Origin of the sequence: Kitasatospora sp. NPDC088351 (assembly GCF_040685575.1) — a bacterium.
Classification (GTDB): domain Bacteria; phylum Actinomycetota; class Actinomycetes; order Streptomycetales; family Streptomycetaceae; genus Kitasatospora.
In genome coordinates, this window is record NZ_JBFBIL010000011.1 from 14,307 (window position 1) to 28,704 (window position 14,398).

The window sequence follows — 14,398 nt, forward strand, 5'->3', positions numbered from 1 at the left end:
GCCGGGAGCTGCGCATCACGATCACAGCGGCAGGCGCCAGCCGGGCCCGTCCTCGCTACCCAGCCAGACCCGCTGCCCGTCGGCGGTGACCGTGATGCCGAACTGCTCCTGATGCGGTGCGCCCGCCGCCTGCCAGGCCTCGATCGCCGCCTCGACCTGGTCCCACAGGCGCAACGGGCCGCGCTGGATGACCGTCCATCCGCCGTGGCCGTCGGGCTGGGTGCGGGCCTGGGAGCCGGTGGCGTAGTCGATGAGGATCTGCTGGTCGTCGGCGCCGATGCGTTCGGCGGAGGGTGCGGCGAGCTGGGCAACCCAGGTGCCGGTCCAGTCGGTGATGATGGCCGGGTCGATGCGGGCAGCGCGTTCGTCGCCGGGCAGCAGGGTGGGGTTCTGACGTGGAGGCCGGTCGTGGGGGCGGGCAATCATGAAGCTGGTACAGCCGGGCAGGAAGCGGCCCGTCGCCTCGCCGGGCTCGGTAACGGTCAGCAGGGCGAGGCCGTAACCGAACTGCCAGCCGGAGAACGTGACGAGGATCTTCCCGCCGGGCTTGACCTGGTGCAGCCAGGCGTAGGGCAGGGTGCGTACCGCGCAGGTCGCGATGAGCCGGTCGTACGGCGCGGCGGGCTCGTGTCCGGCGAGGCCGTCGGCGACGACCAGGTGCGGGGCGTACCCGGCGGTTTTGAGGGAGGTGGCGGCGCTTTGGGCGACGGTCCGGTCGACTTCGACGCTGACGATGCTCTCCTCGCCGAGGCGGTGGGCGCCCAGCGCGGTGGAGTAGCCGGTGCCGGTGCCGATCTCGAGGACGCGGTGGCCGGCTTCGACGTCGAGCTGCTGCCACATGCGCAGGACCAGGGAGGGCAGGGTGGACGACGACGACGGGGATCCGGAGACCGGCCCGCAGGCATCGGCGGTCTGGAGGCGGCCGTCGAGCTGGGTGATGAGGGTCTGGTTCGTGTAGATGGCCTCCAGCCAGCCCTCGCCGTCCTCGCGGACCGGCTGGTAGAAGGTGGGGAAGGAGCCGGGGGTCTCGCGGAAGTAGTCGCCGACGAAGATCTCGCGCGGCACTGCCTCCGCGGCGGCGCGCCAGTACGGGTCGGTGAGGCCTTCGTCGGCGGTGAGCCGGCGGACGAGGGCTGCGCGCAGGTCCGCAGCGGTGGAGGTCATGCGGAGTGGCCTTTCTGAAGCTGGTCGGCGATTGCCGTGGCGATGGCATCGATCGTCGGAGGCGGGAAGAACGCCCACTGCCCGTTGGCGTTGCACTCAAGGAACATCCAGCGGCCGTCGGCGTCGACAGCGAAGTCGAAGGCGCCGTAGACGAGTCGGAAGTTCCCCAGGTAATGGGCCACAGATCGGCGTACGGACGCGGGCACGTCGATCGGCGTGTAGGTGATCAGGTCCTGGCGGCGGCGCCAGTCGAGGTCGGGGCTGTCGATCCGGACAGCGAAGAGCTCGGTGCCCACGGCAGTCAGCCGCACGTCGAAGTCCTTGACCAGGCGGGCCTGGAAGAGGTGCGGGCACGCCGCGACCGCGTCGGTGATCTCCTCCGGGGCGACCTCGGCGACCCACGCCTGCACCGCCCGACCGTCCTCGTTGTGGTAGGTGGTGTTCCACTGCGGCTTGTAGACGGCTCCGCCAGGTTGCTGGGCGCAGAAGGCGCGGGCCTGCTCCGGGTCGGTGGTGATGACGGTGTCGGGGACGGCGAAGCCGGCCGCGAGCGCGGCATCGAGCTGGGCGGGCTTGTGCTCGGCGGCCCTGATGTCCCATGGGTGGTTCACGTAGTGGGCGCCGGGCAGCGCCGCGAGGATCCCGCCGGCGCCCCACTGGGTCTGGGCACGGGCGAACTCGGCGTCCTGCCCCACCATGCCGGCCGGAGCGGTCCAGCCCGAGGGGCGCCGGTACCAGACCGCGCGGGTCCGGTCGAGGTCGAGGGTGCGGGTGGCCGTGGTGAGGGTGCCGCGCCGGCCGCCCGCGGTGTAACGGGCAGTCAGCGCGGCACCCTGGTGGAGATCGGCGCCGGGGTCCGCACGCACGACCGGCACCTGCCGGTCGGCCAGGATCCGCAGCACCAGGTCGGCCGTCGGATCGTAGGCGCAGGTCAGCACCAGCACCGCCCCCTGCTGACTCAGCTCTGGTCCTGGTCGTTGGAGGTCATGGTGTCCACGTCGGTCGGCTGGGCCTGCCCGCCGCTCTGCCCGTCCCCGCCACCACCGCCGGTGCTGGTCGGGCCGGTCTGGTCGGTGCTGGTCCCGTGCTTCCCCATCATCTCGACGGTGCGGCCCCGCTCGTCGTGGAAGGCCGCAACCTGGGTGCCCGGGTCGATGACCGGCGTCAGCGCCGGCCAGGGCGGCGCATCGGCGTAGGGATGCATCCGGGTGGTACCCCACGGAGCGGTGACGGTGTTCGGCATCCTGGTATCTCCTCCACCTCGGCCTGTGACTCTCCCGAGTCAATTGGCGACTGTCAGTCATGATGCCAGTGCATGGGTCCAGTTGGGAGACGTTTCGCCGAACGGCCAGGAGCCTCCTGGGGATCTTGCTCTGGCTGTCCGATTCACGCCGGATTGCCGACAAATGTCAACCAGGTCTGACCGGTGCAAGCCGGGCGCGTTTTCAAGATCTTCATGAGCCTTCCGGTAGGGCTTTGCCGGGTGCCCCGATTGATCATCGTCGCCCACCCGCGTCCCGGCTGGGCCCGGCTGCGGATGCCCCGGCCCTGGCACTCCATCCGCAACGACAAGGCGGACATCAACTCACCTACCGCCCTTTGAGATACCGCGCCAGGCGCTTGTCCATCGGATGAGCCGATCCCCGACACGCGGAGAGGTCGGCTCAACTGCCCGGCCGCACCTCGACGGAGCGGGGTGCGGCCGGTTTGATGCCGGTGCGGCGTCCGGAGTTGTCAGAGGAGGTGGTCGAACTCGCCGGCTTTGGCGCCGAGGACGAAGGCGCGGAGCTTGGCGGTGCTGGTGGTGATGATGGTGTCCGCGTCGTCGGACTCGCGCAAGTGGCGGGCATCGCCAGCTCCGGTGGCGAGTTTGAGGCAGGTGCTGCCGTCGTCCGTGCCGCTGTAGGGCGACTTCAGCCGGTTGAGTGGCTGCACGGGTACCCCCACGGCGATGGATGCGCTGGGCTGGTACCCCGTATCAGAGTGCTCTGCGTCGTGGCTCCAGCTTAGCCTGGGGCGATGCAGTTAGAAGTTGCGCACGACCTCGCGGACAGGCTCCTGTCGGAACTTCCTGATCGGTGGGCGCACTCTCAACGCGTCCTCGCCCAAGCCAAGTTGCTGGCACCAGATCTGGGCGCCCGTGGTGCCCCCCTAATGGTGAGCGCGGTCCTGCATGACGTGGGGTATGCCCCCTCTGCGGTTGATACTGGTCAGCACATGATTGACGGTGCTCGCTACCTTGCTCGGCTGGGGTGGCCGCCACTGGTCTGCTCGCTCGTGGCCTACCACTCGTCCTCCGAATGGGAGGCAGCCGAGCTGGGACTGTCACGCGACCTTGCAGAGTTCGAGCGGCCCCCGTCCGACCTGTTGGACGCCATCACGTTCTGCGACCTCACGAGTGGGCCCGACGGCGCTCTGGTGGACGCCACCGGGCGGCTCGACGAGGTCCTATGCCGCTACGCCCCGGGACATGTGGTTCACCGGGCGGTGGCGGCGGCGCGACCGACTCTGCTTGCGATGGTTGAGCGCGTCGAGCTGGGGCTGGCGCCTCGTCCTGGCGGCTACCCGATGTAGGGGGCAGGGTCGTTCTGGAATCCGCGGTCAAGGCGCAGCCGCGTCGTCGGCGCGATGTCCAGATCGTCGAGTTCCGACCGGGGCGTCCACCGGACCTCGAACGACTCCGAGCTGGCCCTGAGGGTGCCGCCCAGAGGCTCCGCGCGGAGTGTGATCGAGAACTCCTGGCGCACCTCGCCGTCCGCGAAGGCGATCACGTGCCCGGGGTTGCTGTAGATCCCCACCATGCCGACCACCTGCACCCGGACGCCGGTCTCTTCCGCGACTTCGCGGACGGCGGCTGCCGAGATGCTCTCGCCGATCTCCTGAACACCACCGGGCATCGCCCAGCGTCCGTTGTCGGTGCGCCGTTCGAGCAGCACCTCGTCGCGATCGTTCAGCACGAAAGCGGTGACCGCCGGGACGATCCTCTGGGCTTGCGGGGCGTCAGGGTCGTTGAAGTAGTCGGTGCGGCTCACTGGGCGCTCCTCTTCCCTTCGGTCCGCTGCAGGCCCGGACTCAGCTCCAGGCCTGACGTGTACCCCGTCGCGGTGGAGCACAAGCGATCCGGGGTGGGACCCCTCGGCCGGTCGAGGGATCGGGTGGCTGCGTCCGTGGGAGCGCACGTCCGCTGGACGGCGCGCACAGACCTTCCGTGTGGGACCGGGCGGCAACGGCCCCCGTCGGTCCGGGACGGCCGTGTGCGGGCCGGGGCGTTTGGGCGGCCCTTGGGACTCAGCGGGTGGTGGCCGGGGCGAGCGGCGCGGGCACGTCCACGTTCATGGTCGCGTCCGAGCCCGGGTTCGGGTTCCTGAGGCACCGATCCGCGAAGGTGGATCCCTGTGGGTAGGGGCAGGCCCTCACCACGGGTCCCTTCACGGCACCGAGATCATCTCAATGTGGGTTTCGCAGCCCTGCGACGGCCGGCCCGCCGCTGTCAGACCGTGGACGGCGAGGCGCGGACGGGGGCAGCCCTGGCATGCAGAGAGGCCGGTTCAACTGCCCGGCCGTACCTCGACGGAGCGGGGTGCGGCCGGGTTGATGCCGGTGCGGCGTCCGGAGTTGTCAGAGGAGGTGGTCGAACTCGCCGGCTTTGGCGCCGAGGACGAAGGCGCGGAGCTTGGCGGTGCTGGTGGTGATGACGACGTCCGGGTCGTCGGACTCCCGGAGGTGGCGGGCATCGCCAGCTCCGGTGGCGAGTTCGAGGCAGGTGCTGCCGCCTTCTGCGTTGCTGAAGGACGATTTCTGCCAGGGCAGGTGGGACATCGGACGCCTTTCAGGTCTGTAGCAGGTAGAGAAGGTGTTGAAGAAGCCCCCATGAGTCGCGAGAAGGAAGTCCAGCCCGAGGCTTGCTTGTGTCGATGGCTGGCAGTGCGATCTCGCTGATCTCCTGGAACTTCTGATGGTAGGCGATGGTGTCGGATGGATCACCAAGGTGTTCGGCTCGCTTGGGGCCATCCAGAATGATGGTCGAGAGGGCGGTGCAGCCAGGGTCGCAGAGCAGGAACGAACCCGTGAAGGGCACCATCTTGGGTGCGTTGAACGGGAAAACCTGAATGGTGACGTTGGGTAGCTCTGCCATCTCAAGCAAGTGCAGCAGTTGGGCCCTCATGACGGTGTCGCCAGGGAAACGCATGCGTAGTGCCGCTTCGTGGATCACGAATCGGAACTGCCGCAGCTTGTCGTCGGTCAGAATTCGCTGGCGGTACATCCGAAACCGAACCGAAGCGGCCGCGCCCCACCGACCATCAGGGTAGGCATCTTGATAGATGGCTTCGGTGTAGCTCGGTAGTTGGAGGATTCCGGGGACGTAGAGCGTGTCATAGACGTAGAAAGCGACTGTCCTGTCCTCGGTTTCGGCGAGATCAAGGGCAAGCGGTGGAACCTGGCCCTTGAAGTCCGTCCACCAACCCTTGCCGTTGCTGTTTCCGAGCTCCTTCAGGATGGCGACGTAGGTATCATCCGTGCACCCGTAGCCATCCAGCAGGGTTGCGAGCCGGGCTGAGTCGAGTCCGGTGCGACCGGCCTCGATGTGGCTGAGCTGCGGGCCACCCATCCCGACGAGAGCTCCGGCATCCTTGACCGCCAGCTCGGCAGTCTCGCGCAGTCTCCTCAGTTCAGCGCCGAATCGTCGCTGCCGCTCGCTGATTTGGGTCCTGAGTGCCAAGGGGCTTCCTTCCGTGTCGGGCCAGTCTCGCGTCGCGAGACCCACCAGCACCACTCGCACGAGTGAGACTATCCAACCTCGGGCGCATTCTCCGCGATCGTGTTGCACGCGTGGAACTTACTGCCCTACTCTCAGTGTTGCACCGATCACACGACGGAGCGTCAGTAATGCCTGTAACAAGGGCAGTAGGCGCCTTCTGCCCGCGCACCGCAGAGCAGCCACGCGTGACATTCGCCAGTCCCGCCCTGGCCTGGCTCACGGCGACACATCTCCGCCGGTGAACCACCCCTCACATCCCCACGGAGGTCCCCTATGTGTGCCTTCAACCTGCCCGAACCGCCCGACTGGTCCGCCGCCCGCACCGAGTTGCGCGAGGCCCTGACCGGCGCCGGGTGGCCGGACGACACCATCTACGACGCCGAGCTCGCCCTTCATGAGCTGTTTGTCAACGCTTGGAAGCACGCCGGAAGCTCCGCGCCCCTCGTGGTCGTCCTGCTCCTGAACCGCACCCTCCGCGTCTCGGTCTGCGACGACAGCCCGGACCTCCCCGAGCAGCGCGAACCGACCGACCCGTACGCGCAGTCCGGCCGGGGCCTGCACCTGGTCCGCGAGCTCACCCACCGCTTCGGCGCAAACCCCCGCAAAAAGGGCAAAATCGTCTGGTTCGAGCTGGACGCCGCCGCGTGAACGACAACCGCGGCCGCCACCCGATCAAGCCCACCGACCCGCGCACCCGCGTCTACACCGAGGCCCAGATCATCAGCCTGATCGCCGAAGTCCACGAGCGCGGACGCAAGTTCGGCATCATCTTCCCGTCCGCCACCACGGACCGGACCATGGACGGCCGGGTCCTCGTCAACTTCGGCACCGCGCCCTCCACCACTCTCCTCAACCTCCTGAACCTCCTCCTCGACGCCGGGCGGGGCGGTGACCCGTGGGAGTCGTGATCCCCCTCGCCTCCACCCAGGCCGTGCACGTCGAGCGCACCACCGTCCCCTACCTCACCGTCGAACACGTCCCCGACGCCACCGTGCAACTCCGCCTGGCCGTCGACCTCGACGTGGCCGCCGGCCCCGGCGAACAGCTCGCCTTCCCGCTCACCCGCGACCAGGCCGAAGAGCTCCTTCACGGCCTCGCCGCCCACCTCGGCACCCGCGTCCTCGGAATCCGCCGATGAGGCCCGGCACCACCGGCTTCCTCGTCGCCACCGCCTTCGCGGTCCTCCTCGCCCTCGCCATCCTCACCGTCGTCCTCGGCGTCATCACCGCCCTCAACGTTGCAAGGGCCGACGAGGACGAGCCCAACCAGGGCATACCGGGCTGATCGACCCCGCCCCAGGGCGGCTGCCGCCCCAGCCGCCCTCACCCCCCAACCCCCCGGTGCACCACCCTCCCTGAAGGGCACCCTCATGCCCGAAGTGCCGCCCCCGCTCGCCAACGCCCTCGCCGCCGCGCACTACGCCGTCGCCGCCGCCTTCGACGCGTACGCCGACCACCCGTGCGGGCCCGTCGTCCCGGACGACTTCGACTGGCCCGAACTCGAAGCCTTCCTGTACGAACTCGGTTACGAGGCCGACGAGTCCGACGTCGCCCTCAACCTCTACCGCCTCCTCACCGCCGTCCAGCGCATCGCCTACCGCGAAGCCGCCGGCCGCAACGCCACCTGGCACCCGGGCCGCCTCAACCCCAGACCGAGGCCCAGACCCCACTGAGCCAGAAGTCGGCCCGTCCGACTTCCCACTCCCGAAGCCGTTCGGGCCCTCTGCGCACCCGCAGAGGGCCCGGGAGGCCGCTGTCCGTCTTCGGCGGGCGGAGGCTCGCGCTGCGTGATGGCTGATCCCCCCGGCCGTCCTGCCGTTGACACTTCTGGCCCGTGAACGAGGTGGTGGTCCGACTGGAGGGGGTGCTGTTTCCGGCGGTCGCGGACGTGAGGATGTTGTCGGTCGGGTAGGCCGACGAACGCTGTTGCGTCTGCACGTCCGGTGGTTGATCTGCGCCGGCACATCGTGTGAGCGGCAGACTTCTGCCAAGCAGGTGTCGAGCCCGACGTATGGTCGCGCGGGCTTCGACCTCCTGCGGTAGCGCGCTCTGCTCCATCCGTGACCGTGGGTCAGACAAAGCTTCCCCTACCGCTCTTGGGACTCCTGGCAGGTGGTGTACTTGGCCTGGTCAGTGGTCGGTGTCGTGCGCGAGGCCGCAGGCGACGGGACGCGGTCAGCCGTGCAGTCGCCCGCGATAAACCCCGGTGACATCGGCGGGCGTCCCGCGATAATGGTCGACATGGAGAAGGTCGAGGTGGTCGTCGCCCATCAGGAGCGCGCGACCCTGCGCGTCGGCGACGTGTTCCTGAAGATCGACGCTGACCAGATGCGCACCGACGTCGAGATCGAGGCGATGGCCATGGCGCCGGTCCCGACTCCGGAGGTCCTGTGGCGGAAGCCGCCCGTGCTCGCGCTCGCCGCCCTCCCGGGCACGGCACTCGGCCGCCTCGGCGAGCCGTCGACCGCGTCGCCGGCGGCGTGGGCCGCGGCGGGTGCCGCCGCGCGGACGCTGCACGACGCGCCGCTGCCGCCATGGCCCGGTCGTAGCCCTGACGAACTCGCATCGGCCCTCGACGCCGAATGCGCCTGGCTCGTCACGAACGGTGTCCTTCCCGCCGACCTGGTCACGCGCAACCGCCGCGTCGCCGAGGGTGCGTTGCGGCCGTGGACACCGGTGTTCACGCACGGCGACTTGCAGGTCGCCCACATGTTCGTCGACGGTGACGAGATCACCGGCGTGATCGACTGGTCCGAGGCGAGCCGGGGCGATGCCCTGTTCGACCTCGCCGTCCTGACGCTCGGACACGAGGAGCACCTTGGCGACGTCGTCGCCGGCTACGGCACCGACGTCGACCTCGACGTGATCCGCGCGTGGTGGTCGCTGCGAAGCCTGCTGGCGGTCCGCTGGCTGGCCGAGCACGGCTTCGACCCGTCCGCGCCGGGCTGCGAGGTCGACGTGCTGAGATCCAACGGCTGCGAGTAAGTGCCAAGGGTTCCTGGCAAGGCGTGTCGCGCAGTCGTCGCCGGCAGATGACGGCGCAGCCCAGGGCAAGGAAGGCTTCGTGGATGTCGTCGCGGATCCCCCGGCGGATGCGCGGGCGGCGGAACCAGTGCAGCAACGCGACCACGGCTTCGGCGACCCGGCAGTAGCTGCCGAGGCCGGAGCCGTGCTCCTCGCACAGGGTCATCGGCGCGCCGTCGGTGACCGCTGGGCCCCAGGCGCCCCTGCGCCAGAAGTCGGCCCGACCGACTTCCCGCTCCCGAAGCCGTCCGGGTCCTCTGCGCGTCCACAGAGGGCCCGGGAAACCGCTGCCGCCCCCCCCGAACGTGCGACCGCTGATCCGGCGTGAACTCCGGCCGACGCGAGCCGTCCCGTCGTAGCCGTGCGTCAACCGATTGGTGAACTGACCGTCGAGGTCAGGGCGGTCCGCTGCCTTTCCCGGGTCACGGCTACGGCAGACCCTCGGGCATGGGGAACTCCACGGCCTACCCGCTGCTGACGACGACCCCCGATCGGGTCCGGACCGGAAACTGTCAGCCTCGGAGGAGCAAGTTCGCGACTTCCCTCACGCGGCCGGTAGTTATGCCTTCGCGCTGCTCGATCGCGAGGGGGTGGTCGGTGGGTTCCAGTTCGATCAGCGGACGCTGACCAACGGCGCGGGTGTGGACGTGGGTCTTGAGTTGGAGAGTGGAGTGCTGATAGACGGGCAGCTCGGTGGAGAGCCAGCCAAAGTACGGGGGCTCCTGCTCGCGTGCCGGGTCGTCCCACAAATCGTGCGTCCGGGCGAAGTTCTCCTCGCTCAAGGAGACCCAGACACCCCAGGAGAACGTGTCGCCGCTGTCGCGCACCGGTATCTCGATCAGGCCGTGAACGAAGAAGTGCCGACCTTTGATCATGCACTGGTCGGCGGTCAGCTCGCTGTCCCGGCGCCGGGAGTACCGGGGTTTCCAGACCACCGGAGCGGGAGCCCCATAGGACAGCGGCGGGCCGTCCTGGTGTTCTGTGCAGCACGCGCATCTGTGGTGGTGATCAGCAGGCATGGTGCCGAGCCTGACGAGCTGGTCAGACGCATCTTCGGGCGCCCAGGAAACACCGCTGCCGGCGGAGCTCGACGTGGCGAAGCTCCTGAGGTGACCGCACAGCGAACAGGCCCATGTCGCTCCCTCCCACGACGCCCCGGCGGCAGAATCCCCGTGGTCCCGCGACGCTCGGTGACGACCTCACATCGGAAGCGTGACAGTTCGGCGAACGCGTCCTGCTGGACGCCGCTGTGCAGCAGACTCATCTCCACGGCCTTCGTGCTGATCATGTGTGTTCCTTGGCCGGAGCGCATGATCAGGCGAAGGCCGCTTCCGTGTAGGGCAGTCAACGATACGAGTGAACAAGTTCGACAGGCCGTTCGAGGCCAGTGCTCAAGATCAAGCTAGGCCCGGTCCGGGCCATCCAGGAGGACCGGCAGGGTGCGGTGCCCGTTGGAGATCAGCGAGTCGACCGGCTCCAGCTCGACGCCCGGGACGAGTACCAGGTGCGGGAAACGCTCGAACAGTGCGCGCAGTGCCGTGCGGGCCTCCAGGCGGGCCAGCGGTGCGCCGAGGCAGAAGTGCGGGCCGTGCCCGAAGGCGAGGTGGTCCTTGACGTCCCGGGTGACGTCGAATTCCGCGCCGCTGTCGCCGTGCCGCGCGGGGTGGCGGCCGGCGGCGGCGTAGGAGGCCAGGATCGCATCGCCCCGGCGGACGGTCACCCCGCCCGGCAGCTCGATGTCCTCCAGGGCGTAGCGCATCGGAAGGTGCGCCAGGGGCGCCTCCCGGCGCAACGACTCCTCGACCACGTCGTCCCAGCCCGCCTTGCCGGCGCGCACCAGGCCGAGCTGGTCGGGGTGGGTGAGCAGCAGGGAGATGGAGTTGTCGATCAGGTTGACGGTGGTCTCGTAGCCGGCGGCGACCACCAGCATGACGGTGTCGAGCAACTCCTCCTCGGTGAGGGCGCTGCCGTCGCCCTCGGTGTCGCGGGCGGCGATCAGCAGGGAGGTCATGTCGTCGCCGGGCTGCTCGCGCTTGGTGGCGACCAGCGTCGCGATCACCGTGTAGAGGGCCACGTTGTTGGCCTGGGACTCCTCCGGGGTGAGGGTGGTGTCGAAGACCCCGTCGACGTGCCGGCTGAAGCCGTCGCGCAGTTCGTCGGGCAGTCCGAGCAGGTGGGCGATGACCAGGATCGGCAGCGCGCGGGCCAGGTGCTGCCGCAGGTCCACCGGCGCCCCGCCGGTGCCGGCGGTGGCGATCGTGTCGATCAGCCCGGCCGTCATCCCCTCGATCCGGTCCGCCAGAGCGGCGACCTGGCGGGGGGTGAAGGCCGCGCTCACCAGGCGGCGCAGCCGGCGGTGGTGCTCGACGTCCGTCGTGGACATGTTGCGGGCCGTCACCCACAGGGCCAGCGGCCAGCCGGCCGCCACCGACCCGTAGTCGGGCCAGTGCTGCGGGCCGTTCTTGGCGATCCTCGGGTCCTTGAGCAGCGCCTCCAGCAGGTCGGGGTCGGACACGGCCCACGCCTGCACCCCGAGGATGTCGGCGGGCGTGGCGGGCCCGCGCGCGATCAGCTCGGCGCTCTCGGCGTCGCGGGCCCGCCCGGTGGGGTCCAGGACGAGCACTGGGCGGTTGACCGGACACTCCAGGGGGCGGTTCAGCGGGGCCGGCCGATTCTCCAACTGACGCTCCACGAGGGCTCCTTCACACGGGTTGAGGTGACGGGTCACGCACGCATGTTCGAGAATGGTCGGCCGCCCGTCACCTGTCGAGTGCGCATCCCCTCGCCCCCGCGCGCCCCAGCGCGCCTCCGCGCGCCCCTGGGCGCGCCCCCGCCCGGCCGCCGAACCGCCCGCCGTCGCCTGCCCCGATTGACGAGGACCGTCAACTCACGTGACCCGCGAGGGCCGGGCGAAGGCGATGGACGGCATGACGACGATCACGATGCCTCGACCGACGCCCCGTCAATTCGTGCAGGCCGGCGGCGGGGCGCGCTACGCGGTGGCGGTGGACGCGGTCGGGACGGGGCTGCTGCGGCCGTTCCTGCTGCTGTACGGGATCACGGCGCTCGGGCTGGGCGCGCGGTCCTCGGCGCAGACTCCCGGGGCGCTGGGGCGGGGCGTGCCGCGGCCGCCGGGTTCGTCACTGTCGTTGTCGAGGTAGAAGGGGGCGAGGGCCTCGTCGAGCGCCCCCTCGATGTCGTCCGCGGCCTCGGGCGGCAGGCATACCGTCACTCCCAGGTGGGCCATCCACTCCTCCTCGGGGTGTCCACGATGCTGCCCTGTCGGCGGACGGCATCGCACCTGGGCCGACACCTGCTGTCACCGCCCAGGCCCGCGTGATCTCATGCGCCGCAGCGTGAGTGACCCCGGCCGAGACCTGGCCGACAACAGTGTCACCCGGCACTCGGGCCGCCTCAACCCCAGACCCAGGCTCAGGCCCCACCGCGCCAGAAGTCGGCCCGTCCGACTTCCTGCTTGTCAGCGGCCAAGATCTTTTCCCCAGGTACGGCCAGATATCGGTCCCCACCGGCGGCCAGTTCGAGTGGGACGCCGGGAGAACCAGTTGCAGAGGGTGACGCCACCGCGATGGGTTCCGCTGCGCGGCCCCGGGTCGCCCGTCCGAGGCTTCAGCGCCCACGCGCCGGGCCTATGCCGGAGGCGGATCCGGTGCGACGCCGGACTGAGAGCTGCGGTCGGGCGCGCGGTCGATGAGGTTACGAACCCTGTGTGAACGCGGTGGCGTGGTCGGCGGCCCACTGGCGAAACGTTCGCGGTGCCGTCCCCAGGATGTCGGCCACCGCGGTGGTGACGTACGCGGGCTGTCCGACCGCCGCGCTCCACGCGGCGAGCAGCATGTCGACAGCCGAGCTGGGTGCCGTACCCTTCCACAGACTTCGGAACTCGTCCGGCGTGATCTCCTCGAAGTCGATCCGGCGTCCCAGGGCGTCGCCGATGAGGCCCACCTGTGCGGCCTGGGTCAGCGATTTGGGGCCTGTGAGGACGTAGTCGCCTCCGACGTGTCCGTCCTGGTGGAGCGTCCGCGCCGCGACGGCTGCGACGTCGCGGTCATCGACCGGTGCCGACTCGGCGGCGCCGTAAGGCCACCGGACGACGCCGCCGGACCGGATCGCGGGCGCCCACCAGGCCGGTGCGTTCGACGCGAACATCCCCGGCCGGACGATCGTCGATTCGAGTCCGGTGGCCGCGACGAGCCGCTCGACCTCGGCGTGCAGCGCTGCCATGGGATTGGGCTGCTGGAAGAGGGGGTGCGGTGTCTGGTGCGGGGAGGAGAGGAAGACGATCCGCCGCACGTGGGCCGCCAGCCGCTCGACGACGGCCTCGGCGGTCCGAGGCGGGGCGGTCCAGACGAGGAAGACCGCACCGGCACCGTTCAATGCCGGGTCGAGCGACTCGGGCACGGTGAGGTCGCCGGTGAAGACCTCGACCTTCCCCGGCAGTGTCGCCGCGGCCTCGGGGCGGCGGGTGAGGGCGCGGACCGGCACGCCCGCGCCGAGGAGTTGGTCGATGACGGCGCGGCCGATCCGGCCCGTCGCCCCGGTTACGAGCACGGGAGGAATGTCTATCTGGTTCATGCCGCCCATGAAAACGTTACTCGGTTAAAAACACAACTTGGTCATGAATGTTACGGTGGTCGGATGGACGAGCCGACGGGACTGCGGGCCCGCAAGAAGGCGCGGACGCGCGATGCCATCGCCGACGCGGCGATCTCGCTGTTCCTGGAGCGCGGCTTCGACCGCGTCTCGGTCAGCGACATCGCCGCGGCAGTCGAGATCTCCAAGCCGACCCTCTTCCGGTACTTCCCCACCAAGGAAGACCTGGTGCTGCACCGGTTCGCGGACCACCAGGGCGAGGCGGCACGCGTCGTCCGTGACCGCAGGTCCGGCATCGAGCCGGTGCCGGCGCTGCACCGCCACTTCCGGGCCGGCCTCGATCGGTTCGACCCCGTCACCGGCCTCAACGACCACCCCGAGGTGGTGGCGTTCCATCGGCTGGTGTTCACCATGCCGAGCCTGGCGGGACGGCTCATGCGCTACCAGCTCGAAGACGAGGAAGCACTGGCGGACGCCCTCGGCGAAGGCATCCAGGCACGCCTGTGCGCTGCCCAGGTACTCGCTATCCAACGGGTGCTCGCCCGGACCAACTGGCAGAAGATCGCTGACGGTCGAACCGCGCGAGACGTCCACACCGAGGCCCTGGCCGACGCCGACCAAGCATTCGACCACCTGCGGTGACAGGCGACACTCCCGCTCGAAGAAGAATCCACAGCCCAGTGCACGCATTGCCACGGGCCCGGCAGGGACGCTGACAGCCGCCGCATCGCCGGACACGATCCCCAGCATCGTCCCGATCCTGCGGTCACGGAAGGTGACGGAGGGGTGGCCAGATAACTCCCCACCAGGTGGCCGCCGGTGGGGAATCTGACCTGGCCAC

General features: G+C 69.7%; 19 protein-coding genes and 1 pseudogene. 8 read left to right on the top strand and 12 right to left on the bottom strand.

Going from position 1 to position 14,398, the window contains the following annotated elements:
* Positions 1–21: 21 nt before the first annotated feature.
* From tgmC to AB0P06_RS11260, 4 genes are all read right to left on the bottom strand, one after another.
* The gene (tgmC, locus tag AB0P06_RS11245; RefSeq protein WP_363606835.1) at positions 22–1,164 is read right to left on the bottom strand and encodes an ATP-grasp peptide maturase system methyltransferase; all 1,143 of its coding nucleotides are present in this window, start codon (positions 1,162–1,164) and stop codon (positions 22–24) included.
* Positions 1,161–2,108 carry an ATP-grasp ribosomal peptide maturase gene (gene tgmB, locus AB0P06_RS11250; RefSeq protein ID WP_363606837.1) on the bottom strand — a complete coding sequence of 316 codons (948 nt, stop codon included), beginning with the start codon at positions 2,106–2,108 and terminating at the stop codon, positions 1,161–1,163. Before tgmB ends, tgmC begins: the two co-directional genes overlap by 4 nt.
* A gap of 14 nt (positions 2,109–2,122) precedes the next feature.
* Complete coding sequence (gene tgmA / locus AB0P06_RS11255; RefSeq protein WP_363606838.1) at positions 2,123–2,407, bottom strand: putative ATP-grasp-modified RiPP; 285 nt, start codon at positions 2,405–2,407, stop codon at positions 2,123–2,125.
* A gap of 491 nt (positions 2,408–2,898) precedes the next feature.
* Entirely contained in the window at positions 2,899–3,099 is a 201-nt protein-coding gene (locus AB0P06_RS11260; protein WP_363606840.1) for a DUF397 domain-containing protein, read from the bottom strand.
* Between the two features lie 84 nt (positions 3,100–3,183).
* Here AB0P06_RS11260 and AB0P06_RS11265 point away from each other — a divergent pair, with 84 nt between their 5' ends.
* Positions 3,184–3,738: an HD domain-containing protein gene (locus AB0P06_RS11265; protein WP_363606842.1), complete on the top strand. Its 555-nt coding sequence runs from the start codon at positions 3,184–3,186 to the stop codon at positions 3,736–3,738.
* Here AB0P06_RS11265 and AB0P06_RS11270 read toward each other — a convergent pair.
* The 3 genes from AB0P06_RS11270 to AB0P06_RS11280 form a co-directional block, all read right to left on the bottom strand.
* Positions 3,726–4,196 (bottom strand): NUDIX domain-containing protein, encoded by a 471-nt coding sequence (locus AB0P06_RS11270; RefSeq protein ID WP_363606844.1) that lies wholly within the window; start codon positions 4,194–4,196, stop codon positions 3,726–3,728. The genes AB0P06_RS11265 and AB0P06_RS11270 overlap by 13 nt on opposite strands.
* 586 nt (positions 4,197–4,782) lie before the next feature.
* The gene (locus AB0P06_RS11275; RefSeq protein WP_363606846.1) at positions 4,783–4,983 is read right to left on the bottom strand and encodes a DUF397 domain-containing protein; all 201 of its coding nucleotides are present in this window, start codon (positions 4,981–4,983) and stop codon (positions 4,783–4,785) included.
* Positions 4,984–4,993: 10 nt separating this feature from the next.
* The gene (locus AB0P06_RS11280) at positions 4,994–5,884 is read right to left on the bottom strand and encodes a helix-turn-helix transcriptional regulator (RefSeq protein WP_363606848.1); all 891 of its coding nucleotides are present in this window, start codon (positions 5,882–5,884) and stop codon (positions 4,994–4,996) included.
* Between the two features lie 312 nt (positions 5,885–6,196).
* On the opposite strand from AB0P06_RS11280, the gene AB0P06_RS11285 reads away from it, so the two are divergent.
* From AB0P06_RS11285 to AB0P06_RS11310, 6 genes are all read left to right on the top strand, one after another.
* Entirely contained in the window at positions 6,197–6,571 is a 375-nt protein-coding gene (locus AB0P06_RS11285) for an ATP-binding protein (protein ID WP_363606850.1), read from the top strand.
* A complete protein-coding gene (locus tag AB0P06_RS11290; protein WP_363606852.1) occupies positions 6,568–6,831 on the top strand; it encodes a hypothetical protein in 264 nt (87 codons plus the stop codon). The genes AB0P06_RS11285 and AB0P06_RS11290 overlap by 4 nt, the downstream gene beginning before the upstream one ends.
* Entirely contained in the window at positions 6,819–7,061 is a 243-nt protein-coding gene (locus tag AB0P06_RS11295) for a hypothetical protein (protein ID WP_363606853.1), read from the top strand. Before AB0P06_RS11290 ends, AB0P06_RS11295 begins: the two co-directional genes overlap by 13 nt.
* Complete coding sequence (locus tag AB0P06_RS11300) at positions 7,058–7,207, top strand: hypothetical protein (protein ID WP_363606855.1); 150 nt, start codon at positions 7,058–7,060, stop codon at positions 7,205–7,207. The genes AB0P06_RS11295 and AB0P06_RS11300 overlap by 4 nt, the downstream gene beginning before the upstream one ends.
* Before the next feature lie 85 nt (positions 7,208–7,292).
* Entirely contained in the window at positions 7,293–7,595 is a 303-nt protein-coding gene (locus AB0P06_RS11305; protein ID WP_363606857.1) for a hypothetical protein, read from the top strand.
* Between the two features lie 568 nt (positions 7,596–8,163).
* Entirely contained in the window at positions 8,164–8,907 is a 744-nt protein-coding gene (locus tag AB0P06_RS11310) for a phosphotransferase (protein ID WP_363606858.1), read from the top strand.
* Positions 8,908–8,950: 43 nt separating this feature from the next.
* Here the strand turns inward: AB0P06_RS11310 and AB0P06_RS11315 are convergent.
* The 5 genes and pseudogenes from AB0P06_RS11315 to AB0P06_RS11335 form a co-directional block, all read right to left on the bottom strand.
* Positions 8,951–9,097, bottom strand: a pseudogene (locus AB0P06_RS11315) (IS5/IS1182 family transposase); the annotation flags it as partial.
* A 361-nt stretch (positions 9,098–9,458) separates the two neighbouring features.
* On the bottom strand, positions 9,459–9,965 hold the full coding sequence (locus tag AB0P06_RS11320; RefSeq protein ID WP_363606860.1) for a DUF2199 domain-containing protein: 507 nt from the start codon (positions 9,963–9,965) through the stop codon (positions 9,459–9,461).
* Positions 9,966–10,348: 383 nt separating this feature from the next.
* Positions 10,349–11,560: a cytochrome P450 gene (locus AB0P06_RS11325; RefSeq protein ID WP_363607017.1), complete on the bottom strand. Its 1,212-nt coding sequence runs from the start codon at positions 11,558–11,560 to the stop codon at positions 10,349–10,351.
* A 378-nt stretch (positions 11,561–11,938) separates the two neighbouring features.
* A complete protein-coding gene (locus tag AB0P06_RS11330) occupies positions 11,939–12,193 on the bottom strand; it encodes a hypothetical protein (RefSeq protein ID WP_363606862.1) in 255 nt (84 codons plus the stop codon).
* 467 nt (positions 12,194–12,660) lie between these two features.
* Positions 12,661–13,539 (bottom strand): NAD(P)H-binding protein, encoded by an 879-nt coding sequence (locus tag AB0P06_RS11335; protein ID WP_363606864.1) that lies wholly within the window; start codon positions 13,537–13,539, stop codon positions 12,661–12,663.
* Positions 13,540–13,602: 63 nt separating this feature from the next.
* Between AB0P06_RS11335 and AB0P06_RS11340 the strand changes: the two genes are divergently transcribed.
* The gene (locus tag AB0P06_RS11340; RefSeq protein WP_363606865.1) at positions 13,603–14,199 is read left to right on the top strand and encodes a TetR family transcriptional regulator; all 597 of its coding nucleotides are present in this window, start codon (positions 13,603–13,605) and stop codon (positions 14,197–14,199) included.
* Positions 14,200–14,398: the final 199 nt, after the last annotated feature.

Excerpts from the sequence above, each read along its gene's own strand:
- tgmC (WP_363606835.1), bottom strand. The coding sequence starts at position 1,164 with ATGACCTCCACCGCTGCGGACCTGCGCGCAGCCCTCGTCCGCCGGCTC.
- tgmA (WP_363606838.1), bottom strand. The coding sequence starts at position 2,407 with ATGCCGAACACCGTCACCGCTCCGTGGGGTACCACCCGGATGCATCCC.
- AB0P06_RS11265 (WP_363606842.1), top strand. The coding sequence starts at position 3,184 with ATGCAGTTAGAAGTTGCGCACGACCTCGCGGACAGGCTCCTGTCGGAA.
- AB0P06_RS11275 (WP_363606846.1), bottom strand. The coding sequence starts at position 4,983 with ATGTCCCACCTGCCCTGGCAGAAATCGTCCTTCAGCAACGCAGAAGGC.
- AB0P06_RS11285 (WP_363606850.1), top strand. The coding sequence starts at position 6,197 with ATGTGTGCCTTCAACCTGCCCGAACCGCCCGACTGGTCCGCCGCCCGC.
- AB0P06_RS11300 (WP_363606855.1), top strand. The coding sequence starts at position 7,058 with ATGAGGCCCGGCACCACCGGCTTCCTCGTCGCCACCGCCTTCGCGGTC.
- AB0P06_RS11305 (WP_363606857.1), top strand. The coding sequence starts at position 7,293 with ATGCCCGAAGTGCCGCCCCCGCTCGCCAACGCCCTCGCCGCCGCGCAC.
- AB0P06_RS11310 (WP_363606858.1), top strand. The coding sequence starts at position 8,164 with ATGGAGAAGGTCGAGGTGGTCGTCGCCCATCAGGAGCGCGCGACCCTG.
- AB0P06_RS11320 (WP_363606860.1), bottom strand. The coding sequence starts at position 9,965 with ATGCCTGCTGATCACCACCACAGATGCGCGTGCTGCACAGAACACCAG.
- AB0P06_RS11330 (WP_363606862.1), bottom strand. The coding sequence starts at position 12,193 with ATGGCCCACCTGGGAGTGACGGTATGCCTGCCGCCCGAGGCCGCGGAC.
- AB0P06_RS11335 (WP_363606864.1), bottom strand. The coding sequence starts at position 13,539 with ATGAACCAGATAGACATTCCTCCCGTGCTCGTAACCGGGGCGACGGGC.
- AB0P06_RS11340 (WP_363606865.1), top strand. The coding sequence starts at position 13,603 with ATGGACGAGCCGACGGGACTGCGGGCCCGCAAGAAGGCGCGGACGCGC.